We start from the raw sequence: 21,889 nt of genomic DNA, 5'->3' as shown, positions 1-21,889 counted from the left end.
AGCCGAACGGCGTGCGGACGGACAGCAGCACGTCAAGGACGAGCTCGACGCCGTGAACAAGGAGCTGGCCGCAGCAGAGGCAGGGATCGACCGGTACCTGACCGCGTTCGAATCCGGTGACCTGACCCACGCAATTTGCGGCCCGCGCGTACAGGCCCTCGGGGAGAAGGCAGCGCAGCTGCGCGGGCGACGTCGAGACCTGGAGGAGACGCTCACCCTCGCAGACCTCACCGCGCCGGGCGAGGAGGACCTGGCAGTGCTCCGCGCCGGGATCCGCGAACCGATCGACACCGGTACACCCGCAGTGGTGAAGTCACTGCTCGAGACCTTGATCCACGAGATCCGTGTGGAGAGCCGCAACAGTATCGTGCCGGTCTTCAGACTGCCCGAGCTTGCGCGAAGCGTCGGCCAAGAGCCGAGTTTTCGCGCAACGCTCGGTTTGGTGCCCCCGGCAGGACTCGAACCTGCGGCCAAGCGCTTAGAAGGCGCCTGCTCTATCCACTGAGCTACGGGGGCCGGACAACGGCGGCGATTGTCACCGCCCCTTGGTGCCCACGGTTTCGTGACCTTGCCGGGGACAAGGATAGGGCGGTGCGGAGGTGCTGCCGGGCGCTTCACCTGCATGGCACGTTGTGTGGATTCGGTGAAGCGGGTCTGATAATCGCAGGCAGGTCCGAATAGTGCACCGGTTTTGGCGCCCCAAAGGGCGGCTGTTGTGCACTCGTTATGCCCGCGTCCCCTCCGGCCCGATTGTCCCTTTGGTGCGTCCTTGCGGGCCGAAAGGCGTGAACTGGACGGAATACGCTTCAAAAATCCACCAAAATGGGGCATTCTGCGGCTGTGGCGATCTTGGACGTACGGCCCGAGCTGCTTGACGCGCTGGCGGCGCTGCGCGACCGCGTCGATGCCGCGCGCTTTCCCTTCCCCCTTCCCGGCGCCGCCCGGGCGCGCCGTACGCGCCGGGAGCTCCTGGCACAGCTCGACGACTACCTGGTGCCCCGACTGAGCGCCCCTGAAGCGCCGTTGCTCGCGGTGGTCGGGGGATCGACGGGGGCGGGGAAGTCGACGCTGGTGAATTCCCTGGTGGGACGGCGGGTGAGCGAGGCGGGGGTGCTGCGGCCGACGACGCGTACGCCGGTGCTCGTGTGCCATCCGGGGGACCGGGCGTGGTTCGCGGACCCGAGGATCCTGCCGGGGCTGGGGCGGGTGTGCGCGCCGAGGACGGCGGAGGGGGAGCGGCGGCGGGAGGATGAGGAGACGGACGGCGGGCGGTTGCGGCTGGAGACGGATGACGGGCTGCCACGTGGGCTGGCGCTGCTGGACGCGCCGGACATCGATTCGCTGGTGGAACGGAACCGGGACCTCGCCGCGGAGCTGATCTGCGCCGCCGACATCTGGATCCTGGTCACGACCGCCTCGCGGTACGCGGACGCGCTGCCGTGGCATCTGCTGCGTACGGCGAAGGAGTACGACGTCACCTTGGCGACGGTGCTGGACCGGGTGCCGCACCAGATCGCGGAGGACGTGTCGGAGCATTACGGGGCGCTGCTGGCGAAGGCCGGGCTCGGGGATGTGCCGCGCTTCACGGTGCCCGAGCTGCCGGAGTCGGCGGGTGGCGGTGGGCTGCTGCCGCACACGGCGGTGGCGGCGCTGAGCGGGTGGCTCACGCACTGCGCGGAGGATGCCGCCGCCCGGCACCAGGCGGCGCGGCGTACCGCGGCCGGGGCGATGGAGTCACTGGGCTCGCGGCTGTCGGCGCTGGCGAGTGCGTCGGCAGTGCAGCATGCGGCGGCGGCGCGGCTGGCGCGGTGCGCGGAGCAGGCGTACGAGGGCGCGGCGGAGCGGATCGCGGCCGCGGTGGCGGAGGGGGAGCCGCTGGCGGGGGAGGCGCTGGTGTGCTGGCGAGGGTATCCGGGGTGCGGGCCGGAGGCCTTGCAGTTCGCGCTGGGGGAGGGGCTGGCGGCGCTGTTGCGTACGGAGGTGGCGGCGGCCGATGAACGAACCGTGGACAAATGGCACCGGGAGCGTGCGGGGGTCGCCCTGATCGAGGCGGGGGGCGGTACGGACGACGGGGTGGCGCACCGGGTCGACGCCGCGGTGCGGGGGTGGCGGCGCGGGATTACCCGGATGGCGTACGAGGGCCCGCGGGCGCAGGTCGACCCGGAGACGGTGGCCGCGTTGCTGGCGGCTGCGCTGCTGGGCGGCCAGCGCGGCGCCGGGGCGGGCGGGCGGCTCGCCGGGGCCGTTGGGGCGGAGGCGGTGCGGCGGCTGCTGGAGCAGGGCCGGGCGGAGCTGGAGACGGCAGTCGGGGCGCTGTTGAAGGGTGAGCGGGAACGGCGGTTGGGTCCGCTGGACGCACTGGATGTGACAGCGCGGCAGCAGGCGGCGCTGATCGCGGCACTGTCCGTACTGCAGAGGGAGAGGTGACCGGAATGCTCACAGAGCGGGTGGACGCGCTGGGCGAATTGCTCGGGCTGTCGCGGACCAGGGTCAGCCCGGACGCGCTCGCGGAGAGCGGACGCTTCCTGGACCGGGTGGGGGAGCGGCGGCGGCTGTCGCCGGACCATACGGTGGTGGCGCTGGCCGGGGCCACGGGGAGCGGGAAATCGACGCTGTTCAACGCGCTGGTGGGGTGGGAGCTGTCGGAGGCGGGGGTGCGCCGGCCCACGACGTCCGCACCGGTGGCGTGCGTCTGGGATGCGACTGGCGAAGCGGCGGGGGCGGACGGTGCTCAGGGCGCTGGTGGGGCTGAGGGCGCGGACGGGCTGCTGGACCGGCTGGGCGTGGCTTCGCGCGGCCGGCACACGCGGTACGGGGACGGGGAGCTGGCGGGGCTCGTACTGCTGGACCTGCCCGACCACGACTCGGCTGCGCCCGGCCACCGCGACCAGGTGGACCGGCTGCTGGCGCTCGTGGACGTGGTGGTGTGGGTGCTCGACCCGGAGAAGTACGCGGACGCGGTGCTGCACGAGCGCTATCTGCGACCGCTCGCCGGGCACGCGGATGTGACGCTGCTCGTCCTCAACCAGGTGGACCGGCTGCCGTCGGAAGCCGCCGACCAGATCCTGGACGACCTGCGGCGGCTGCTCGACGAGGACGGGCTGGCGGTGGGCGAGCACGGCGAGGCGGGGGCGCTGGTGCTCGCCGCGTCGGCGAGGACGGGGGAGGGTATGCCGGAGTTGCGTGCGGCGCTGGGCCGGCTGGTCGCGGAGCGCGGCGCCGCGCTCCGGCGGCTGGCGGCGGACATGGACCGTACGGCGGCGCGGCTGAAGCCGTTCTACGTCGGCGAGGGCGTGGCCGGGCTCACGGATGCCGCACGGGAGGCGTTCGCCGGGCGGCTCGCGGAGTCGGTGGGCGCGGAGGCAATTGGGGAAGCGGCGGAGCGGGAGTGGGCGCGAGCGGCGGCCGAGGCGTGCGGGGCGCCGTGGGAGCGGCTGGTGAGGGCGCCTCAGGAACCCCGGGGCCTGGGACCCGAACTCGTTCTCGCCGCTTCCCGTCCGGTGGTCGACGAGGCGGTGCGCGCGCTTGCCCGGGCGGCCACGGCCGGGCTTCCCGGGCCCTGGGCGCTGGCGGTGCGTGAGGCCGCCCGGCGCGGGGGTGAGACGCTGCCGGCCGCGTTGGAGGCGGCGGTGGTACGGGCGGGCCCGGGGGCGCCCGAGCGGCCGCGGTGGTGGTCGGCGGTCGGCACTGCGCAGTGGCTGCTGGCGGTGCTAGCGGTGGCGGGGGTCGTCTGCGCGGCGGCTTTCGCGGGGGGCACCGCGGGTCCGGTGGCGGCACCGTGGTGGCTGGCCGCCGCGCTGCTCGGCACGGGGGCGCTCGGCGGGCCCGTACTGGCCTGGGCGGCCCGGCTCGCGGCTCGGGGGCCGGCCCAGCGGTACGGGCAGGCGGCGGAGCGACGGTTGCGGGACGCGGCGGCGGACTGCGGGCGGGCGCGGGTGCTGGAACCGGTCGCGTCGGAGCTGTTGCGCTACCGCGAGGTGCGGGAGCAGTACGGGCTCATGGCGGGTCCATGGCGAGACTCCACTTTCGGGTGACGGAGTTGTCCACAACCCGCCAGTAATCCACAGAATGAAGATGGTTTCACCGCAACCGGGCTTTTCCGTGCACGATGTTCCCGTAAGGACAAAGGGCAACGGGGGAGAGCAGACGGATGAACGAGACGTTGGTGACCGTCGTGGGAAATGTCGCGACGCAGCCGGAAATCAGGAATACCCCGGCGGGCGTGAATGTCGCCCGGTTCCGGCTGGCGACCACGGCGCGCCGCTGGGACCAGAAGAACGGAGGCTGGTCGGACGGGCCCACCAGCTTCTTCACGGTGTGGGCCTGGCGCGGCCTGGGGCAGAACGTGATGGCCTCGGTGGGGATCGGCGAACCGCTCGTGATCCAGGGGCGGCTGCGGGTCCGGGAGGAGGAGCGGAACGGCCAGCGGTACATCTCGGCGGACATCGACGCGGTCGCGGTGGGCCACGATCTCACGCGCGGGACCTCGGCGTTCCGCCGGGTTTCGGTGGCGCGGCCGGAACTTGTGGCTCCGGTCTCGGTGGTCGCGGCGGCTGCGCCGGAAGCCGTGCCGGAAGCCGTCTCCGAACGGGTGCCTGAACGGGTGCCCGAACATGCGCCTGGGCATGCATCCGAGCTGGCGGCGATGGCGGTTTCCGGATAATCCGGACAGGAGACTTCAGTGAGGTTCGCTGTCATTTGGGGTCGGCTATTTATCGACAATCACACTTTCATTCACGCTTTCGGGTAACGATTGCGATTCGGATTCGACCGCCGGTGCGAATCGTGATGGCTCGAGCACCCCTCGTTCCTAGGATGCTCCGGTAACCACACGGGGGATCGAAACTGCAGGCGGGGCACCCCCACGACCGGCCCCGTCCGGAGGGGATTTCCATGTTCACGCTTCAAAGGTCTCATAGGCGCGGCGTCGCCCGTCTTGCCGCTGTCGTCCTGGCCTCGGGCCTGGTCGCCGCAGGCGCGATAACCGGCGCCGGGTCCGCTGCCGCGGACGGCGTGACCCCCACGGCGGGAGGCGCCACCGCCACGCTCGGAGGTCTGAAGACCTTCGACCAGGCAGTCATCCACGAGAACGGCAACGACCGCCCGGAGCCCGCGGGCCTGTTTGAGATGTCCGTCACCGGCGGCGGAACGATCCAGACGTACTGCATCGACATCCACAACCCCACGCAGGACAAGGCGAAGTACCAGGAAGTCTCCTGGGACCAGACGAGCCTGCACGCCAACGCCAACGCCAAGAAGATCAACTGGATCCTGCAGAACTCCTACCCGCAGGTGAACGACCTCGCGGCGCTGGCGAAGACCGCGGGCATCGATGGCACCCTCACTCCCCAGCTGGCCGCGGCCGGCACCCAGGTCGCCATCTGGCGCTTCTCGGACAACGCCAAGGTCGACGCGGTGAACAAGGACGCCGAGGCACTGGCGAACTTCCTTGAGAAGAACGCCAAGGACCTCGCCGAGCCCGAGGCGTCCCTCACCCTCGAGCCGACCGCGGTCTCCGGCAAGGTCGGCGACAAGCTCGGTCCGGTCACCGTGCGCACCAACGCGGGCACCGCCCAGGTGAGCCTCGCCCCGGGCGCCCCCTCCGGCGTCACCATCGTCGGCAAGGACGGCAAGCCGGTCACCACCGTGTCCGACGGCTCGGAGCTCTACTTCGACGTGCCCGCCGGCACCGCCGCGGGCACCACCTCGCTGAGCGTCACCGCGACCACCAAGCTCCCGGTCGGCCGGGCGTTCACCGGCATCGACAGCACCAGCCAGGTGCAGATCCTCGCCGGCTCCAGCGACAGCACCGTCTCCGCCACCGCGAGCGGCACCTGGGCGAACAAGGGCGCGATACCCGCCGTCACCGCCGAGGTGGACTGCGCCAAGAGCGGTGTGGACGTCACCGCGACCAATGAGGGCGACGAGGACTTCACCTTCACGCTCGCGGGCAAGGAGCACACCGTCGCCCCCGGCAAGTCCGAGACCATCACCGTCCCGGTCGCCGAGGACCAGTCGTACAAGATCACCATCTCTGGGCCGAACGGCTTCGAGAAGACCTTCGAGGGCGTCCTCGACTGCAAGACCGCCGGCAGCGGCAGCGGCGGTAGCAGCGCCACCCCGTCCTCCGCGCCCAGCGCGGCCTCGGTCGGCGGCGGCAGCAGCAGCTCCACCACCGGCGGCAACCTCGCCGAGACCGGCAGCAGCAGCGCCACTCCGGTCATCGCCGGTGTCGCGATCGCACTGGTCGTGGTCGGCGGCGGCGCGGTGTTCCTGCTCCGTAAGAAGAAGCCGGCGACTCCCGCCGAGTAACGGCCAGGCGGTCGTCCCCGCGTTCCGGACCGCCTCGTTGATCACCGGCTCGATCCTCGCCGGGTGACCAACGAGGCGGTCCGCCGTCTCCGCCCCAGCAGTCGCCCATTTCCGTGCCCGGGATGGCGTACGGCAAGATGGGGTGTATCTCTGCCCACTCATCTAATGCCGGACGGTTTCTCTTGGCTGAGTTCATCTACACCATGCGCAAGACGCGCAAGGCGCACGGCGACAAGGTGATCCTGGACGACGTCACCCTGAACTTCATGCCCGGCGCCAAGATCGGCGTCGTGGGACCGAACGGCGCCGGTAAGTCCACCGTCCTGAAGATCATGGCCGGTCTGGAGCACCCGTCCAACGGTGAGGCGTACCTCTCACCCGGCTACAGCGTCGGCATGCTGCTCCAGGAGCCGCCGCTGGACGAGTCCAAGACCGTGCTGGAGAACGTCCAGGACGGCGTGGCCGAGATCAAGGGCAAGCTCGACCGGTTCAACGAGATCGCCGAGCTGATGGCGACCGACTACTCCGACGCGCTCCTGGACGAGATGGGCCAATTGCAGGAGCAGCTCGACCACGCAGGCGCCTGGGACCTCGACGCCCAGCTGGAGCAGGCCATGGACGCGCTGGGCTGCCCGCCCGGCGACTGGGCGGTCACCACCCTCTCCGGTGGCGAGAAGCGCCGCGTCGCGCTCTGCAAGCTGCTGCTCGAAGCCCCCGACCTGCTGCTGCTCGACGAGCCCACCAACCACCTGGACGCCGAGTCCGTCCAGTGGCTGGAGCAGCACCTCGCCAAGTACGCCGGCACCGTCGTCGCCGTCACTCACGACCGGTACTTCCTCGACAACGTCGCCGAGTGGATCCTGGAGCTGGACCGCGGCCGCGCCCACCCCTACGAGGGCAACTACTCCACCTACCTGGAGAAGAAGGCCTCCCGCCTCAAGGTCGAGGGCCAGAAGGACGCGAAGCGCGCCAAGCGCCTCAAGGAAGAGCTGGAGTGGGTCCGCTCCAACGCCAAGGGCCGCCAGGTCAAGTCCAAGGCCCGGCTCGCCCGGTACGAGGAGATGGCCGCCGAGGCGGACAAGATGCGGAAGCTGGACTTCGACGAGATTCAGATCCCGCCGGGCCCGCGCCTGGGCTCGATCGTCGTCGAGGTGCAGAACCTCACCAAGGGCTTCGGCGAGAAGCTGCTCATCGATGACCTCTCCTTCACCCTGCCCCGCAACGGCATCGTCGGAGTCATCGGCCCCAACGGTGCCGGCAAGACCACGCTCTTCAAGATGATCCAGGGACTGGAAGAGCCCGACACCGGTTCGATCAAGGTCGGCGAGACCGTCAAGATCTCCTACGTCGACCAGAGCCGTGCCAACATCGACCCCAAGAAGACGCTGTGGGCCGTTGTCTCGGACGAGCTCGACTACATCAACGTCGGCCAGGTCGAGATGCCGTCCCGGGCGTATGTCTCCGCGTTCGGCTTCAAGGGCCCGGACCAGCAGAAGCCGGCCGGTGTGCTCTCCGGCGGTGAGCGCAACCGCCTCAACCTGGCGCTCACCCTGAAGGAGGGCGGCAACTTGCTGCTCCTCGACGAGCCGACCAACGACCTGGATGTCGAGACCCTGTCCTCGCTCGAGAACGCGCTGCTGGAGTTCCCCGGTGCGGCCGTGGTCATCTCTCACGATCGCTGGTTCCTGGACCGGGTCGCGACGCACATCCTCGCCTACGAGGGCGACTCCAAGTGGTACTGGTTCGAGGGCAACTTCGAGTCGTACGAGAAGAACAAGGTCGAGCGGCTCGGTGCCGACGCCGCCCGCCCGCACCGCGCCACCTACAAGAAGCTGACCCGCGGCTGATGGGCCGCCGCCACATCTACCGCTGCCCGCTGCGCTGGTCGGACATGGACGCGTACGGCCACGTCAACAATGTGGTCTTCCTCCGCTATCTGGAGGAGGCGCGGATCGACTTCATGTTCCGGCTGGCGCCGGGCGAGGGCAGCGCGTCGTTCCAGGGCGGGTCCGTCGTGGCCCGCCACGAGATCGACTACCTGCGGCCGTTGGTCCATCGGCATGAGCCGGTGACCATCGAGACCTGGGTGACGAAGATCAACGCGGCGGCGCTCACCCTCTCCTACGAGATCAAGGACGAGGAGACCGTCTACGTCCGGGCCTCCACCGTCATTGTCCCGTACGTCCTCGCCGAGGCCCGGCCGCGCCGGATCACCCCGGAGGAGCGGCTCTTCCTCGCCGAGTACCACGAGCAAGCCGTCGCCGTATGACGGCGCCGCACCTCGCCGACGTCAGGGAGGCTGCCGACATCGCCGCCTTCCTGGCCCGGCTGCTCCGCTGGGACAAGGCCGCGGTCGTGCGGATACAGGCGGCGGCCGGCGTCCTCGCCGTCTTCGGCCACCCGCCCTTCGGGGGCGTACTCGCCGTCCGTACGGCGGAGCTGGCCGCCCCGGTGGCGTTGGACGCCACCGTCTCCGCCGGCCAGCTCCTCGACGCGGTCGACTCCGTCACCGAGACGGCCGGCCCGCTGGTCGTCCCGGCGTCGGTGACCGGCCCGGCCTGGGCGGGGCTGCTCCCGCCGCGCGGCGGCTGGCGGCAGGTCGAAGGCCTGCCGTCCCCCGGCGACATCCGGGCGGTCGCCGTCGCCGCCGTCGCCGAATTCCGCACCCGCACCGAGCAGTTGCCCTCGGACGGCCGCACCCGTGCCGCTCTCGACTCCCTCGCCGACGCCATCTGGTCCCGGCAGCTCGGCACCACAGGCCTCCCCCTCCGAGCCGTCCACGCCGCGCACGCGCTGGGCTTCCTCCGGCCCGCCCGCATCCCGGTCCCGGCCGTCCCGGCCCCGCGCGGCCAGGACCGGCCCCCCGAAGAGCCGCTGACCCTCCTCGCCTCGGGCCCCTGGCTCCGGCTCCGTACGCCCTACGGCTCGGTCGCCGTCCGACGGGCTTCGGCGCCCGGCAGCGGGCTCGGTCTGACGCCGCTGGGCTGATCCGGCCGGGCGGCAGCCCTACCGGATCAGCCCAGCGGCGTCAGCGGCACGAACACCGCAGTCGCACCCGCCCCACGCGCCCCCCCGCACCCGCCCTCGGCTCAAGCGTCCCGTGGGCGGTGGTCTCCGTACGCTGCTCCCTGCTTCGCTCGCCGACGGGCCGGTCATGCCGTATCTCGTCACCGTCAACCCGTGCATCACGACGATGATGATCGGTGAGAAGTGCGTCGACCTGATCAAGGCGAACGCGTAGGGCGCGTAGCGGGAAAGCGCCGCAGGGCGGCGCTGCGCCTCAGCCCGCCGTGTTCACCATGGAGGCGGCGGCGTACACCATGTAGTCCCACAGCTGGCGCTCGTACTCCGGCGCGAGCGCCAGCTCATCCACCGCGTCCCTCATGTGCCGCAGCCATGCGTCATGCGCCGCCCGGTCCACCGCGAACGGCGCATGACGCATCCGCAGCCGCGGGTGCCCCCGGTTGTCGCTGTACGTGCGCGGGCCGCCCCAGTACTGGATCAGGAACAGTCGCAGCCGCTCCTCCGCCGGGCCCAGATCCTCCTCCGGATACAGCGCCCGCAGCGCGCGGTCCTCCGCGACGCCCTCGTAGAAACGCCGCACCAGACGGCGGAAGATCTCCTCGCCGCCGACCGCCTCGTAGAAGGTCTGCTGCTCCACCGGGTCCACCGTGCCGTGCGGGATCTCGTTCACACCCCCATGCTCTCAGACGTCCCGGCCGAGGACCCGGGTCCTACGACCTCCGCGCTCGCGGAGGCCTTCTTGCGCAGGGTGCTCTTCTTGGCGCGGTTGCCGCACGCGTCCATCGAGCACCAGCGCCGGGTGCCGGGGCGGGAGCTGTCGAGGAAGAGGGCGGAGCAGCCCGGGTCGGCGCACTCGCGGACGCGGGTGATGGCGGGGGAGGTGGCGAGGTCGAGCGCGTCGCGGGCGACGAGGGCGAGGGTGGCCGATACGGGGTCTGCCGCATGCCAGCGCAGCCGGCCCGACGCATCCAGGCTCGGCGCCGGTACGGGATGCGCCGCCGCCCGGTTGATCCGCTCCGTCACCTCGGCCCCGCAGGATCCGGACCCGGTCCGGAGCAGCTCGGAGACCGCCTCCCGGAGCCTGCGGGCCTCGCTGGGCAGGTCTTCCGGGAGTTCCTTCCGTACCTTCGGGTCCTTCGGCAGGTCGGTTTCACACAGGCCGCCCGGGCCGCACTGGCGGACCCAGGCGGCCAGGGCGGCGGCGTCGGGCAGCTCCTCCGTGGCCTCCGCCGTGCCCCGGTGGCGCAGGGTGCGGATGAAGTCCAGGCACAGCCGCCCGGCCCCCTGCCGGAAGTGAAGGGTCTCCATGGAGCTCAGTTTACTAGCGGCACCGGTTTGACCGGTACTGGCGCGCACCGATTAAACTGGTTCTGCGCACCGATTTAACTGGTTCCCCGATGTCTGTGAGGTGCCCATGGCCACGCCCAGCGACTCCGATATACGAGCCGCCGTTCCGACCGAGGAAGCGGCGTCCGCCCCTCCGGGCTGGCTCGTCCTGCTCCTGGCCGTCTCCTGCGGGCTGACCGTCGCCAACCTCTACTACGCGCAGCCGCTACTGGCCGCCCTGGGCCAGTCCTTCCACATCGACGAGGTGGCCGCCGGTGCGCTGATCACCGTCACCCAGCTCGGCTACGCCGCCGGCATGCTGCTCCTTGTCCCCCTCGGTGACCGCACCGAGAACCGGCGCCTGATAGCGATACTCCTCACAGTCACCACCGCCGGGCTCATCCTGGTCGGCACCGCGCCCGACTTCCCCGTGCTCCTCGCCGCCGCCCTGATCGTCGGAGTGACCTCCGTCGTCGCCCAGATCCTCGTCCCCTTCGCTGCCGATCTTGCCCCCGATCACATACGGGGCCGCATCGTCGGCCGCGTCATGAGCGGCCTCCTCGTCGGTGTCCTTCTTTCCCGTACCCTCAGCAGCTTCCTCGCCGAGGCCACCAGCTGGCGCGTTGTCTACCTCATATCCGCCGCCCTCATGGCGGCCCTTGCCCTCGCCCTGTTCTTGGCCCTCCCACGCCGCGCCCCCACTACCCGGATCCCCTACGGCAGCCTGCTGCGCTCCACGGCCGGCCTGGTCCGAACCCATGCCCAGCTGCGCCGCCGGGCCCTGTACCAGGCGGCCATGTTCGGCGTTTTCAGTGCGTTCTGGACCACCATTTCGTACGTTCTCACCGGCCCCTCGTTCCACTACTCCCAACTGGGGGTCGGCCTGTTCGCCCTCGTCGGAGCAGGTGGTGCCGGCATCGCCCCGCTGGCCGGACGCTGGGCCGACCGTGGCCTCGGCCGCCCGATGACGGCCGCCGCCTTCGCCGCCGCAGCCCTCGCCTTCACCCTGGCCGGGCTGGGCCGGCACAGCGTCGTCCTTCTCGCCCTCGCCGGTGTCCTCATCGACATGGCCGTCCAGACCACCATGATCCTGGGCCAGCACGCCATCTACCGCCTCGACTCCAGCGCCCGTGCCCGCCTCAACAGCGCCTACATCGCCACCTTCTTCGTCGGCGGCGCCCTGGGCTCCCAATTCGGCTCCGTCGCCTACCACGCCGGCGGCTGGACTGCCCTGACCTCCTTCGGCGCCGCGTTCCCGGTGCTCGCACTGCTGTTCTGGGCGACGGAGCGGCGCGGGGGGCGGGTAGGGGTCGCTGCAGCGTGACCGGGTGGGGGCGCCGCCGCTTCGGTGGGGCCATCTCGGCGTGGGTGGCGTGCGGGAGCGCTGGCTCCCTTCGGTCGCAAAGATAAAGGCGCTAACTGCGGAGGGGATGGAGGGGCGCTCGTCTTGTCGGTTGGCTCCCGGGCCGGTGGGTTGCGGGTGTCAAGGCGGCTTGTGCGGCTCTTGTTCGGTGGGTGTCCGGGGTCTCGTTGCCGGATCCTGGTAGAGATGGTCGGTGGCGACGCCTGTTGTTCGTGGGGGCTGGACTGCCGTAACCGGCGGCTGACGGGTGGTTGGGGGCTGGGCTCCGGGGCGGGGGGGCCGACGGGCGCCCGGGGGGTCCCGTTCCGCCCAGTGGGCGGCGGGCGTCCAGGGGGGTGCAGAAACGTTCCGGCAGGGCGAGGGTGGCTCCTGCCGGGTTCGGGGTGGTGGATGGTTGGGGTCCGCACGGCCAGGGTGCGGTCTCCGTTCACGAAAGGGGCCACCGCCATCCACGGGTGGCGGGTGCCCCACTTCGTGCCCAACTTGTCAGGTCCATGTAGGCCATCAGCGCTAAAAGTGAAGAGATATGCCCTAATTGTTCACTTCTGGACTTCATTAACTGCACTCAAATCCATCCAAGGGGCCGCCCGGGGCCCGTCGGGCTGCGGTGGCTCACCAACGGCCTCGCAACCCGCCCGCCTGCGCGCACTCCCACTCATGCCTGCGTACACTCCCGTCTCACGCGAGTGCGCGCAGGCGTGGGGTGGAGTGCGCGCAGGCAGGAGAGGAATTGTCTGATATGTCGCATACGGGAAGGGCTCCCGGCTCCCGCTGAAACGATTCTTCGGCGAGCGGATCCACTCGGCTCGCGAATGGGACGGCGACACGCCGAGCGGGGGCCGTGAGGGTGTCTTATTCGTGGACCTAATGCCCTGAACTACCGCAAAAATGTTCCTGCCCCAGCCCCCCACCGGAGCCACCACCCCCCGCCTCCGCTGGGGCGGCAGGCGACCGACGGACATGGCCCGGACGCCTGCCGCTCACCGGGCAGGAGAGCAGCCCCCCGACCCGGGGCCAAGCCACCAAGCGCCTGTCAGCCGCCGGTTACGGCAGTTCAGCCATCCACGGGCAACAGGGCGTCGCCACCGACCATCTCTACCAGGATCCGGCAACGAGACCCCAGGCACCCACCGGACCGATGCCGCGCAAGCCGCCCTGACGCCCGCCGCCCACCGGCCCGAGGGTCGAACGGCGGGACAAGCCGCCCCCCATCCCCTCCGCAGTTAGCGTCTTTGATCTTTGCGACCGCAGGGAGCCAATCGCACTCACGCCCGGCCAATCAGAAATGGCGAGGCCGTGTCCGGGCCGCCCGGGAGCGCCCCGGGTGGGGTGGGCGAGTGAGGGGGCGGTGGGGGCGGCGGCTGGTCGCGCGTGCAGAGGGTGGGGATGGCGTAGGTCGGCGCGGCGAGGCCGAAGGCGAGGGCGCCGGGTGGGGCGAGGGTCACGCGGCGGTGCGAGTGGTGTCGAGTTCGAACCAGACGCCCTTGGCGAGGGCGCCGATTTGGTCGGGGGTGACGCCGTATTCGTCGGACAGGCGGCGGATGAGGTGCAGGCCCCGGCCGGTCTCCTCGGTCGGGGCGGGCCGGCTGGGGGTGGGGAGGGTGGGGTTGTTGTCGTAGACGCAGATGCGGACGCGGTGGGGTTCGGCGGCGACGAGGAGGTGGATCGGCCCCTCGGCGTGCAGGCAGGCGTTCGTGACGAGTTCGGAGGTGCAGAGCGTTGCGGTGTCGGCCAGGTGGCCGAGATTGAGGAGGCGGAGCACGTTGCCGACGAAGTCGCGGCACAGCTTCGGGGCGATGGGAGTGGTGGCGAAGTACAGGGTCCACGCGTGCGGGAACTTGGCGGGGTCCGGTGGCAGGGGGTAGGCGTTGCAGGCGTCCATGGGCATGGCGGTACCTCCGGGTGGGTGCTTGGGTGTTCGGGCCGTCCTCCGGTGGCGTTGCCGGTGTCCAGCCGTTGAGCACGGCGGGGCCGGTGCACTTCCGCGTGACGGATATTGCGCTCTGTGAGTGATGCGATACTGAACGTAGACCGCAAGTTAGTTACGCCGCAAGCTTGTTACTACTACTCACCCGAACGTGTGTGGATCGGCTCCTAGCTGCGCGGCACACTCTGGAGAGCGCATAGGAAGGGATCCATGCCACCGAGAAGCACCCCCACCGCACGTCAGCAGCGACTGGGCGCAGAACTCCGAAAGTTACGTGAACACGCTGGCCTGACTGCCCGCGTCGCTGCCGGTCTACTGGGCACGGACCAGCAGCAGATCTCGCATATCGAGGCGGGCCGCGTTGGTGTCAGCGAGGAGCGCATCCGCCGCCTTGCGGTTCACTACGCGTGCGACGACGCAGCGCTGGTCAGCGCTCTCGTAGCCATGGCTACTGAGCGTATGCGGGGTTGGTGGGAGGACTTCCGAGGGGTGCTGTCCCCTGGGTTCCTCGATCTGTCCGAGTTCGAATTCCATGCATCTTGCATGCGCACGATCCAGATCACGAACATCCCAGGGATCATGCAGACCGAGGCGCACGCGAGGGCTGTCTTCGCCTACGCTGTTCCCGAGCTGACTCCGCACCAATTGGAAGCCAGGGTTGCGCACCGCATCCAGCGCCGGGTGGTGTTCGAACGGGACTCCCCGCCCGAGTTCGATGCGCTGATCCACGAAGCGGCGCTCCGAATCAGGGTCGGTGACGAGAAGATCGCTCGCGAGCAGTTCGACCACATCCTGGAATCAGCGGATCGGCCGGAAGTGAGCATTCGCGTGATTCCCTTCAACGCAAGCTGGTTCGGGGGTGCCGGGTACTCGATGCTCTACATGGGTGGCCCTGTGCCTGAACTCGATACGGTGCAACTGGACGCCGCTCATGATAGGACCTTGCTAGACGCGGAAGCGCAGATCAGGCGGCACCGTACCCTCTTCCGCAAGGTGGCGAACTCCTCACTCGGGATGGCCGCGTCCCGAGATTTCATCTACCGCATTGCACGAGAATTGTGAGAGGCTCAATGACGCACTCGCCGATAAATTGGCAGAAGTCCTCCTACTCCAGCGGCGGGGACGGCAACGACTGCCTAGAACTCGCCGCGACCAGCGGCATCATCCACCTTCGCGAGAGCGACGCCCCCGATGCCGTCCTCATAATGTCCGCCAAAGAGTTGAGGGCATTCATGCGAAGCCTCAAAGCAGGGGAATTTGACCCGGGCATCGCCCACGACGTCTGAGAGGCTCAGCCATGCCCGCACCGATCCACTGGCAGAATTCCTCCTTCTCCGGAGGGACTGACGACGGCAGCAACTGCGTCGAGCTTGCCGCCGTCGGCGGCACCATACGCCTCCGCGAGAGCGACGCGCCTGACTCAGTCGTGACCGCCTCCCAGCAGCAGCTTGCTGCGTTCATACGCGCCCTTAAAGCGGGGGAGTTCGAACCGGGCATCGCCCACGACGTCTGACAGGCCCAGCCGTGTCCGAACCGATCGAGTGGCGCAAGTCCTCCTACTCCGGCAACGGGTAACTGCATCGAGCTCGCCGCCTTCAGCGGCGCCATTCGCCTCCGCGAAAGCACCGCCCCCGACGTCGTCATCACCGCGTCCCCGCGCCAACTCGCCGCGTTCATACGCGCCGTCAAAGCAGGCGCAGGCGCAGACGCGGATGCGGACGTGTTCAGTCCCGGCGGATCGTGATCGTCGTCCAGGCGCCCACGTGCACGCGGTCGCCGTCCTGCAACGGCACCGGGACGAAGGGGTCGATGGGGTCTTCGGCGCCGTTGACTGTGGTGCCGTTGGTGGAGTCCTGGTCGATGAGGGACCAGGTGGAGTCGGGTTGCTGGACGAGGATGGCGTGTTTGTGGGAGACGCCGGGGTCTTCGGGGGCGCGGGCGAGGTCGATGTCGGGGGCTTCGCCGGTGGAGTTGCGGCGGCGGCCGATGGTGATCTGGGTGCCGGTGAGGGGGACCTGGAGCTCGGGGGAGTAGGTGGGGAAGTAGAGGCCTTGGCCCTCGGGGCCGCTGCGGGCCATCATCTCGGTGAAGTAGTCGCGGTCGGCGCCGACGGTGGCGGTCCAGGTCGGCGGGGCGGCGGGGGCTTCGGGCGGGAAGAGGAGGAAGTCACCGGAGCCGGTGGTGACGGATTCGGGGGCGATGGGCTCGGCGGGGCGGTTCATCTGGGAGGGGCGGGAGCGCTGGGACTCATAGCGCTGGTAGGGCGGAAATTCCGGCACAGGGGGAGACGGTGCCGGCGGCGACTGGGGGACGAAGACGGTGCCGGCGTGGGTGACGAAGTTGTAGCGGCACTCCTCGCAGAACTGGGCGAGGCCCTCGCGGTGCGTGCCGCAGTTGGGGCAGGGCTCGGCGAGGGGTAGGGGCACCGGGTGGTAGACCGGAGCCGGGGCGGGGGAGGGCGCCGGGGCGGAGGATATGCGGTGGCCGCACACCTCGCACCAGTCGTCGGTTCCGGACTGGTGACCGTTCGGGCAAGTCGACATGTCGCTTTTCTCCCTCCGCTCCGCTAAGTGTCGCATGCGCTATTTCTTCACCCGTACGGTTTTCGTCGAGCGCGTTTCCAGCGTCATTTCGTCCGCGTCGGCCACCCTGGCCTTCAGTCGCACAGTACCGGTCACGGCGTCGACGACGTCCACCACCTTGGCCAGCAGCTTCGCGGTGTCGTCGTTGCCGGAGGCGCTGGCGAGTTGGACGGCGCGGCCCAGCTTGGCGGTCGCGGAGTCGAGATCGCCCTGTTTACGGGCCTCCAGGCCCTGCTGGATGACCTGGGCGAGTTCGGCCTGCCCGGTGTAATGGGCGACCTGGGGGTTCATGCGGGTGGAGGCGGCCATGTCATCCGTCCACAGGGCCCGTACGAGGCCCTGGGAGAGAACGTGGGTGGTGCCGCCCGGCTGGGGGAGTACGAGGGAGACCCGGGCGGCGAGCATTTCCTGGCCGACGCCGGCGTAGGGGACCTGGACGCAGACGTGGTAGTCGCGGGACTCGTCGCCCCAGGAGCCGGTGGGGTAGTCACCGGCCCGGGGGCCGGCCTGGGTGCGGCGGGAGGTCAGGTCCTCGACGGTCGGGGCGACCTGTTTGACGAACTTGATCTCGGAGCCCTGCGGGGTCCACAGGCGCAGCGCCACATCGGCGACGCCCTTGCCCATGGCGGTCTCCATCATCTGCCGGAAGTCGTCGGCCAGGCCGGAGGGGTCGGCGACGATGTCGACGGAGCCGAGCAGCGCCGAGGCGATCGCGGTGAGCTCCTTGACCTCCCAGTCGGTGCCGACGCCACGGGCGTCACAGGTGAAGCTTCCGGCACAGGCGGCGAGCGCGGCCTGCAGCGCTTCAGGCGTCTCGTGCTCATTGCGGCCGTCGGTGAGCAGGATGCCGTGGCGTATCGCGACGTCGGCGGTGGCGAGCAGCTGGTCGGCGAGCTTCAGCCAGGTGCCGATCGCGGTGCCACCGCCCGCGCTGAGCTTGCGCAGGGCCTGCTTGGCCTGGTGGCGGGTGGCGGAGTCGGCCACGGCCAGGCCGCCGCCGGCCGGATAGACCTCGCGGGCCAGGTGGGTACCGGCGATCACGGCGAAGGCCACGCCGTCGCGGATGGTGTCGATCGCGGCGGCGGTCGCGTCCCGGGCGTTGCGCATCTTGGTCGGCGGGTAGTCCATCGAACCGGAGCAGTCGACCATGATGACCACGGCGGCGTCGGGAGCGGTCCCGGGGATCTGGGAGGGGGAGCGGGTGGCCAGCGGCAGGGCACCGGTGGTGCCGCCGCCGGTCGAGGTCACGGTGACGATCGCATTGACTTCCCGGCCACCCTCCGGGAGGTACTCGTTCTGATAGACATCGACGGCGAACCGCGGAACGTTCGACTTGGAGAAGATAGCCATGGCTTACACTCCTTAGCCTGCTTTGCGCAGGTTACGCAGGTTCGTTTTCTGCCCGCCCGGAAGGCGCCGGGAACGGCAGAACGGCGACCGTTACGTTGTCGTGGCCGCCCCCGTCGAGCGCCACCCCCACCAGGACCTGCGCGCAGCGCAGCGGATTCGTACGTGCGTCCGCCGGTACCACCGAGGCCAACTCGGCGGCGGACTCCGCGTAGTTCCACAGTCCGTCGGTGCACACCACCAGCACACCCGGCCCGTCGGGCTCGAAGGAAGCGGTGTGCGGCTCCAGTTCGGCCGCGTCCGCCCCGAGCCAGCCGGTAATGGCATGGGCACGAGGGTCCGCGTATGCCTCATGCTCGGACATCAGGCCGGCCAAGACCATCCGGGCCGCCCAGGAGTCGTCCTCGGTGAGGCGGGCGGCGGGGTTGTCGCGATCGTCCGGGATCCAGTACGCGCGGCTGTCGCCGATCCAGCCGACGGTGAAGCCCTTGCCGGAGGCGATGGCGCTCACGCAGGTGCAGGCCGGGGCGTTGTGATGCGGGGCCGGGCCCCGGCCGGGATCCTCGGCAGCGAGGTCGGTGACGGCCTGACCGGCGGTGAGCAGGGCGTCGTGCATGGCGTCCGCGAACGCGGCGCCGTGCTGGAGTGCTTCGAGCAGGGACTCGTTGGCGGCCTCGGCAGCCGCTGCCGACGCGTCGTCCGGGCGGTACGCGGACGACACCCCGTCGCACACCACGGCGACCACGGCGGGGGTGCCGTCGGGGAGGGCTGTCGCGGACACGGTGAAGGCGTCCTCGTTGCGGTGGTGCCGCAGCCCCCGGTCGCTGACCGCCGCCACGCCCTCCAGCTCCTGCTCCTGGTGGTCGCGCGGGCGCGGCTGGGCGTGCCCGCAGTGCTCGCAGTATCCGTCGGCGTCGACCCCGCCGACGCCGCACGCCACGCACAGCGCCTGCGGCGGGCCCGGCGCCTCCATGGCGGGGGGCTTCGCACGGGGGTCGGTGGCCGTCGGCTGCGGTGGCGGCTGCACGGCGGGGCCCTCGGCGGGCGGGGCGAGGTGGTACGCGTCCGGGGTGCCGGACGCGGGTCCGGCTGGGGGTCCGGACCCGGGGGGTTTGCTCGGCGCCGTGCTCCCGGTAGTGCTCCCGGCCGGGAGGGAGTCCGGGGAGGGCAGCTCCGCGCCGCACAGGCCGCAGAACTTGTCGTCGGGCTCCAGGGGTTCCGCGCAGGAGGGGCAGGCGGTCAGTTGCGGCATGTGTTACACCCACGTCCGGGGGCGGAAGCGGTTGGCGCGTTCCACCAGTTCGATCCTTGAGCTGCCCTGCTGGGCGAGCCGGGCCAGTACGCGGTAGGAGCGCTCCAGGCCGAAGCGCAGCCCTCGTTCGTTCAGGCCGCAGTCCAGCAGTCTGGTCCCGGTGGCGTCCGGGCCGGCGCCGGGGCTGCCGGAGAGTACCCAGTCGAGTGCGCTGCCCAGCACTTCGGTGGAGAGCTGTTCGCGCCGGTCGGCGTCGATGCCGAGCCGCTGTAGCGCCTCCACCTGGGCTGCTGCCTCCCGCAGGTCTTCCAGCAGCGGTTCCCGCGGTGATCGCTCGCGCAGCCGGGCGCGTATCGCGGCGACCCGGGCCGCCGTGAAGTGGATCGAGGCCCCCGGCACCGACTCCAGCGCGGCCACGGCCCCGCCCCGGTCGCCCGATGCCAGCAGCACGCGGGCGAGGCCGAACGCGGCGCTGACGTAGCTCTGGTCGGTGGTCCACACCAGCCGGTAGTACTCGGCGGCGTTGTCCAGTTGGTCCAGCACCTCGGCGCAGATGCCGAGCGCCAGCTTGGGCGCGGACTCGCCCGGGAAGGCGTCGTACACGGCGTCGAAGGACAGCGCCGCCATCTCGTTGTCGCCTGCGGCCAGTGCGGCCAGCCCGCGGTGCCAGACCACGCGCCAGTCGTCGAGGTCGTCGTCGGCCAGCGCCCGCAGCACGCGCCAGGCCGCGGCCGGGTCGTCCATCTCCAGCCGCGCCCTGAGGTCCCGCAGCCGCTTCTCCACGGAGTCGACCGGCGCCGCCCGCAAGGCTGCGGCCAGCTCCGCCGGTGCCACGGCCGCCAGGCCCGCCAGGAAACCGGCGTTGGGGTCGGCCGGGTCCACATGCGGCACGGGCAGCGCGAGGGCCGCGACCCGTGCGTTGAGCCGCGCGACGGCAGGCACGGGGCCCGCGGCACCGCCGTTGGCCGGTTGCCCGGCGACGGCCGCGCCGGACGCGCGGTCCGGCACCGTGTACGGCCTGCTCGGCGCGGTCGGGATGTACGTGGCCGCCACGGCGTGCGGGCCCGGCACCCCCGCGCCGCCGCCGGCCTGCATCGGCAGGGCGACGCTGCCGCCCGTGCCCGGTGCGCCGACGCTGCCGAAAGCCGCCGGCCTTCCCGACGAGGTACGGGACGCGGCTCCCCCGTTCGCCTGGCCACCCCGGAACGGCTTCCGGCCCAGCCGTGCCGCAGGCTTGTTCGCGCCGAGGACGGAGGCGTCGCCTGTCAGGGGGCCGACCAACTGGGTGTCGACGACTCGCAGTTCCGGCCCGAAGAGGGTGGAGAGGGCTGGGCGGGGCTTGCCGCTCTGGAGGGCCACGACCTCGCGGAGGACGCCGAGGAGCTGGTCGGTCATTTCCTCGGCGGACCCGAAGCGCTTGCCGGGATCGGGGTCGGTGGCCCGGACGAGGAGGCGGTAGAAGGACTCGTACCGCGAGAAGACGGGGATGTTGCCGGGGTCGGGGAGGCTGTCGACGAAGTAGTTCGTATAGCCCTGGAAGTCGAAGGTGAGGACGGCGAGGGTGCGGGCGACGGTGTAGAGGTCGGAGGCGACGGAGGGGCCGAGCTCGGCGACCTCCGGCGCCTGGTAGCCGATCGTGCCGTAGATCGCGGAGTCCTGGTCGTCCATCCTCCGGACCGCGCCCATGTCGATGAGTTCGAGCCGGTCCTCCTGCTGGATGGCGTTGTCGACCTTGAAGTCGCAGTACAGCAGATTGCGGCTGTGGAGGTGGCCGAGGGCTTCCAACGCCTCGATGGCGTAAGCGATGGCCTGCTCCACCGGCAGCGGCCGGCGCTTGCCGTCGGGGCCGCGCCGCTCGTTGGCGATCTCCTTCAGGGACTTGCCGCCGACGTACGCCATGACGATGTAGCCGTCGAGGGTGCCGCTGCGCTGGTCGAGGTGCTCGACGAAGTTGTAGATGCGGACGATGTTGGGATGCTCGATCTCGGCGAGGAACCGCCGCTCCGAGACGGCGGCGGCCAGCGCGTCCTCGTCTCCGGTGTCGAGCAGGCCTTTCAGGACGACCCAGCGGTCGCTGACCGCGCGGTCGACGGCGAGATAGATCCAGCCGAGCCCGCCGTGCGCCAGGCAGCCCACGACCTCGTACTGGCCGTGGACGACATCTCCCGCCCGCAGCTTGGGCGTAAAGGAGTACGGCTGGCCGCACTTGGTGCAGAAGCCCTCCGTGCGGCCCGGGCGGTCACCGCGGCTGCGTCCGACGGGCGCGCCGCAGCCGCTCTTGCTGCAGTACCGCTTCCGCTCGGGGACCTCGGGGTTCTCCAGGACGGCGGCGGCCGGGTCGGGCCGCGGGATGGTCGGTACGGACACCAGTCCGGCGCCGAGCCGGCTGCGGGTCGGGCCGGTGCCGCCGGAACGGGAGCTGCGCACGGACACCGAGGGGCCGATGGTACTGCCGCTGAGCGCGTGGGACAGCCGCCCGGAGACGGAGCGGCGCGAGGCGCCCGAGGGGGAGCCGGAGGAGCGGGAGGCCCGGGAGGAGACGCCCGAACTCCCCTTGCCGCCGGAACTGTTACGGCCGCCGGTCCCGCTCCCGCGCCCGGGCGATGACCCGGCGCCGGCGGGCTGCGGCACCGGGGCGAGTCCGCAGGTGTCGCAGTAAAGGTCGCCGCTGCCGACGTCCTCGATGGTCCCGGTGCAGTCCGGGCGTTGGCACTTGCTCATGGTGTTCCCCTTGTCCCCCATATCCCCCATGGAAC

At 70.8% G+C, this 21,889-nt stretch carries 20 protein-coding genes and 1 tRNA gene; 13 read left to right on the top strand and 8 right to left on the bottom strand.

The genetic code is table 11. The features are described from left to right. Positions 1 to 440 precede the first annotated feature (440 nt). Positions 441 to 516: transfer RNA gene (locus FCI23_RS00800), tRNA-Arg, on the bottom strand. 333 nt (positions 517 to 849) lie between these two features. Between FCI23_RS00800 and FCI23_RS00795 the strand changes: the two genes are divergently transcribed. The 8 genes from FCI23_RS00795 (at position 850) to FCI23_RS56070 (ending at position 9,553) form a co-directional block, all read left to right on the top strand. Then, the gene (locus FCI23_RS00795; RefSeq protein WP_211265178.1) at positions 850 to 2,427 is read left to right on the top strand and encodes a dynamin family protein; all 1,578 of its coding nucleotides are present in this window, start codon (positions 850 to 852) and stop codon (positions 2,425 to 2,427) included. A 5-nt stretch (positions 2,428 to 2,432) separates the two neighbouring features. Continuing rightward, on the top strand, positions 2,433 to 4,034 hold the full coding sequence (locus tag FCI23_RS00790) for a GTPase (protein ID WP_136721459.1): 1,602 nt from the start codon (positions 2,433 to 2,435) through the stop codon (positions 4,032 to 4,034). Between the two features lie 116 nt (positions 4,035 to 4,150). After that, entirely contained in the window at positions 4,151 to 4,663 is a 513-nt protein-coding gene (locus FCI23_RS00785) for a single-stranded DNA-binding protein (protein ID WP_136721458.1), read from the top strand. Between the two features lie 230 nt (positions 4,664 to 4,893). Then, positions 4,894 to 6,312 (top strand): LAETG motif-containing sortase-dependent surface protein, encoded by a 1,419-nt coding sequence (locus FCI23_RS00780; RefSeq protein WP_136721457.1) that lies wholly within the window; start codon positions 4,894 to 4,896, stop codon positions 6,310 to 6,312. Positions 6,313 to 6,494: 182 nt separating this feature from the next. Continuing rightward, complete coding sequence (gene ettA, locus FCI23_RS00775) at positions 6,495 to 8,159, top strand: energy-dependent translational throttle protein EttA (RefSeq protein ID WP_136721456.1); 1,665 nt, start codon at positions 6,495 to 6,497, stop codon at positions 8,157 to 8,159. Beyond that, a complete protein-coding gene (locus tag FCI23_RS00770) occupies positions 8,159 to 8,581 on the top strand; it encodes an acyl-CoA thioesterase (protein ID WP_136721455.1) in 423 nt (140 codons plus the stop codon). Before ettA ends, FCI23_RS00770 begins: the two co-directional genes overlap by 1 nt. Continuing rightward, a complete protein-coding gene (locus tag FCI23_RS00765; RefSeq protein WP_136721454.1) occupies positions 8,578 to 9,300 on the top strand; it encodes a serine/threonine-protein kinase in 723 nt (240 codons plus the stop codon). Before FCI23_RS00770 ends, FCI23_RS00765 begins: the two co-directional genes overlap by 4 nt. A 112-nt stretch (positions 9,301 to 9,412) precedes the next feature. Beyond that, entirely contained in the window at positions 9,413 to 9,553 is a 141-nt protein-coding gene (locus tag FCI23_RS56070; RefSeq protein ID WP_169316634.1) for a hypothetical protein, read from the top strand. A 39-nt stretch (positions 9,554 to 9,592) separates the two neighbouring features. On the opposite strand, the gene FCI23_RS00760 is transcribed toward FCI23_RS56070, so the two are convergent. Together FCI23_RS00760 and FCI23_RS00755 are read right to left on the bottom strand one after the other, a co-directional pair. Next, entirely contained in the window at positions 9,593 to 10,006 is a 414-nt protein-coding gene (locus FCI23_RS00760; RefSeq protein WP_136721453.1) for a globin, read from the bottom strand. Next, positions 10,003 to 10,644: a CGNR zinc finger domain-containing protein gene (locus FCI23_RS00755; RefSeq protein ID WP_136721452.1), complete on the bottom strand. Its 642-nt coding sequence runs from the start codon at positions 10,642 to 10,644 to the stop codon at positions 10,003 to 10,005. Before FCI23_RS00755 ends, FCI23_RS00760 begins: the two co-directional genes overlap by 4 nt. A gap of 106 nt (positions 10,645 to 10,750) precedes the next feature. On the opposite strand from FCI23_RS00755, the gene FCI23_RS00750 reads away from it, so the two are divergent. Further along, the gene (locus FCI23_RS00750) at positions 10,751 to 11,986 is read left to right on the top strand and encodes an MFS transporter (protein ID WP_136721451.1); all 1,236 of its coding nucleotides are present in this window, start codon (positions 10,751 to 10,753) and stop codon (positions 11,984 to 11,986) included. Between the two features lie 1,480 nt (positions 11,987 to 13,466). Here FCI23_RS00750 and FCI23_RS00745 read toward each other — a convergent pair. Then, positions 13,467 to 13,913, bottom strand: a complete 447-nt coding sequence (locus tag FCI23_RS00745) for an ATP-binding protein (RefSeq protein WP_246143190.1) — start codon at positions 13,911 to 13,913, stop codon at positions 13,467 to 13,469. A gap of 249 nt (positions 13,914 to 14,162) precedes the next feature. Here FCI23_RS00745 and FCI23_RS00740 point away from each other — a divergent pair, with 249 nt between their 5' ends. From FCI23_RS00740 to FCI23_RS00725, 4 genes are all read left to right on the top strand, one after another. Next, positions 14,163 to 15,014: a helix-turn-helix domain-containing protein gene (locus FCI23_RS00740; protein ID WP_136721450.1), complete on the top strand. Its 852-nt coding sequence runs from the start codon at positions 14,163 to 14,165 to the stop codon at positions 15,012 to 15,014. Between the two features lie 8 nt (positions 15,015 to 15,022). Further along, on the top strand, positions 15,023 to 15,238 hold the full coding sequence (locus tag FCI23_RS00735; protein WP_136721449.1) for a DUF397 domain-containing protein: 216 nt from the start codon (positions 15,023 to 15,025) through the stop codon (positions 15,236 to 15,238). An 11-nt stretch (positions 15,239 to 15,249) separates the two neighbouring features. After that, positions 15,250 to 15,465, top strand: coding sequence for a DUF397 domain-containing protein (locus FCI23_RS00730; protein WP_136721448.1), 216 nt, complete (start codon positions 15,250 to 15,252; stop codon positions 15,463 to 15,465). Between the two features lie 66 nt (positions 15,466 to 15,531). After that, positions 15,532 to 15,696, top strand: coding sequence for a hypothetical protein (locus tag FCI23_RS00725; protein ID WP_322973785.1), 165 nt, complete (start codon positions 15,532 to 15,534; stop codon positions 15,694 to 15,696). On the opposite strand, the gene FCI23_RS00720 is transcribed toward FCI23_RS00725, so the two are convergent. From FCI23_RS00720 to FCI23_RS00705, 4 genes are read right to left on the bottom strand one after another with little or no spacing between them, the layout of a single operon-like run. Then, a complete protein-coding gene (locus tag FCI23_RS00720) occupies positions 15,677 to 16,495 on the bottom strand; it encodes an FHA domain-containing protein (RefSeq protein WP_136721447.1) in 819 nt (272 codons plus the stop codon). The genes FCI23_RS00725 and FCI23_RS00720 overlap by 20 nt on opposite strands. Before the next feature lie 39 nt (positions 16,496 to 16,534). After that, positions 16,535 to 17,884: a VWA domain-containing protein gene (locus tag FCI23_RS00715; RefSeq protein ID WP_136721446.1), complete on the bottom strand. Its 1,350-nt coding sequence runs from the start codon at positions 17,882 to 17,884 to the stop codon at positions 16,535 to 16,537. A gap of 31 nt (positions 17,885 to 17,915) precedes the next feature. After that, complete coding sequence (locus FCI23_RS00710) at positions 17,916 to 19,133, bottom strand: protein phosphatase 2C domain-containing protein (RefSeq protein ID WP_136721445.1); 1,218 nt, start codon at positions 19,131 to 19,133, stop codon at positions 17,916 to 17,918. A gap of 3 nt (positions 19,134 to 19,136) precedes the next feature. Further along, positions 19,137 to 21,854: a serine/threonine-protein kinase gene (locus FCI23_RS00705; protein WP_246143189.1), complete on the bottom strand. Its 2,718-nt coding sequence runs from the start codon at positions 21,852 to 21,854 to the stop codon at positions 19,137 to 19,139. Positions 21,855 to 21,889 lie beyond the last annotated feature (35 nt).

The sequence above is a fragment of the Actinacidiphila oryziradicis genome (assembly GCF_005047355.1).
GTDB lineage: Bacteria > Actinomycetota > Actinomycetes > Streptomycetales > Streptomycetaceae > Actinacidiphila > Actinacidiphila oryziradicis.
Note: the sequence above shows the minus strand (reverse complement) of the source record. Positions and strands in the feature narration are given on the sequence as shown.

Coding starts and splice junctions, on each gene's coding strand:
- FCI23_RS00790 (WP_136721459.1), top strand. CDS start 2,433: ATGCTCACAGAGCGGGTGGACGCGCTGGGCGAATTGCTCGGGCTGTCG.
- FCI23_RS00785 (WP_136721458.1), top strand. CDS start 4,151: ATGAACGAGACGTTGGTGACCGTCGTGGGAAATGTCGCGACGCAGCCG.
- FCI23_RS00780 (WP_136721457.1), top strand. CDS start 4,894: ATGTTCACGCTTCAAAGGTCTCATAGGCGCGGCGTCGCCCGTCTTGCC.
- FCI23_RS00770 (WP_136721455.1), top strand. CDS start 8,159: ATGGGCCGCCGCCACATCTACCGCTGCCCGCTGCGCTGGTCGGACATG.
- FCI23_RS00765 (WP_136721454.1), top strand. CDS start 8,578: ATGACGGCGCCGCACCTCGCCGACGTCAGGGAGGCTGCCGACATCGCC.
- FCI23_RS00755 (WP_136721452.1), bottom strand. CDS start 10,644: ATGGAGACCCTTCACTTCCGGCAGGGGGCCGGGCGGCTGTGCCTGGAC.
- FCI23_RS00750 (WP_136721451.1), top strand. CDS start 10,751: ATGGCCACGCCCAGCGACTCCGATATACGAGCCGCCGTTCCGACCGAG.
- FCI23_RS00745 (WP_246143190.1), bottom strand. CDS start 13,913: ATGCCCATGGACGCCTGCAACGCCTACCCCCTGCCACCGGACCCCGCC.
- FCI23_RS00740 (WP_136721450.1), top strand. CDS start 14,163: ATGCCACCGAGAAGCACCCCCACCGCACGTCAGCAGCGACTGGGCGCA.
- FCI23_RS00735 (WP_136721449.1), top strand. CDS start 15,023: ATGACGCACTCGCCGATAAATTGGCAGAAGTCCTCCTACTCCAGCGGC.
- FCI23_RS00730 (WP_136721448.1), top strand. CDS start 15,250: ATGCCCGCACCGATCCACTGGCAGAATTCCTCCTTCTCCGGAGGGACT.
- FCI23_RS00720 (WP_136721447.1), bottom strand. CDS start 16,495: ATGTCGACTTGCCCGAACGGTCACCAGTCCGGAACCGACGACTGGTGC.
- FCI23_RS00715 (WP_136721446.1), bottom strand. CDS start 17,884: ATGGCTATCTTCTCCAAGTCGAACGTTCCGCGGTTCGCCGTCGATGTC.
- FCI23_RS00710 (WP_136721445.1), bottom strand. CDS start 19,133: ATGCCGCAACTGACCGCCTGCCCCTCCTGCGCGGAACCCCTGGAGCCC.
- FCI23_RS00705 (WP_246143189.1), bottom strand. CDS start 21,854: ATGAGCAAGTGCCAACGCCCGGACTGCACCGGGACCATCGAGGACGTC.